The 1,042-nt window shown below is 67.0% G+C and carries 1 protein-coding gene; it reads left to right on the top strand.

What is annotated here, in order from left to right:
- Window positions 1–1,004 (top strand): IS630 family transposase gene (locus ACZ7L9_RS38120; RefSeq protein ID WP_471422104.1). Its coding sequence is split into 2 segments (ribosomal slippage), with 1,005 coding nucleotides annotated over them: window positions 1–388 and window positions 388–1,004; the frame shifts between segments, so codons are not numbered across the junction. This gene is flagged as partial in the annotation.
- Window positions 1,005–1,042: the final 38 nt, after the last annotated feature.

Here is a 1,042-nt window from a genome sequence, read left to right as displayed (position 1 = left end):
CGGCTGGAGGCAGTCGGTCGTTTCGAGAGCGGCGCGAAGAACCGGGAGATCGCGGCCGCGCTGCGGGTGAGCGAGCGGTCGGTGGAGCGCTGGCGTCGGCAGTGGCGCGAGCGGGGTGTAGAGGGTGTCCGGTCGAAGGGATCGCCAGGGCGTCCGAGGCTCTCCGCAGACCAAATTGCCAAACTGGAGCGGGAGTTGGAGCGCGGTCCGCTCGCCCATGGCTGGGCTGACCAGCGGTGGACACTGGCCCGGGTGAAGACTCTGATCGGACGGTTGTTCCACGTCGGCTACACGGTGGAGGGGACGTGGCGGCTGCTGAAGCGCCATGGCTGGTCGTGGCAGCAGCCGGCCCGACGGGCGATCGAACGTGACGACGCAGCTGTGGAGTTGTGGAAGAAGGAGGTGTGGCCGCAGGTAAAAGCACGGCGGCGGCCCGCGGGGCCTGGATCGTGTTCGAGGACGAGGCCAGCCAGTCGCTGAGGCCGCCACGCGCAAGGTCCTGGGGCCGCATCGGCCAGACGCCGGTCGTCCGCGTCCGGGGCAGGGGTTCGGGGCGGGTTTCGATGGCGGGAATGGTCTGCTTCCGACGCGGAGACCGGTCGAGGCTGATCTACAGCTTCCGCGTCCACCGGGGCCGCAAGGGCGAACCCAAGGGATTCACCTGGCAGGACTACCGCGACCTCATCGTGCGGGCGCACAACCAGCTCAAAGGCCCCATCGTCCTGGTCTGGGACAACCTGCGCACCCATCTCATGCCGCAGATGAAAGACTTCATCGCCGCGAACGAGGACTGGCTGACCGTCTTCCACTTCCCGTCCTACGCACCCGACCTCAACCCGCAGGAAGGCATCTGGTCCCTGGTGAAACGGACGATCGGCAACCTCGCCGCCGCGAACCTCGACCAGCTCGCCGCCGCCGTGAAGCGCAGCCTCAAGAAGACCCAGTACCGACCGCACCTCATCGACGGCTGCCTCATAGGCACCGGCCTGACCCTGAACAACTGACACGATCAGACCGACATCACCCAATCAAGTTCAGTAGC

The organism is Streptomyces sp. NPDC111516, assembly GCF_055635345.1.
Note: the sequence above shows the minus strand (reverse complement) of the source record. Positions and strands in the feature narration are given on the sequence as shown.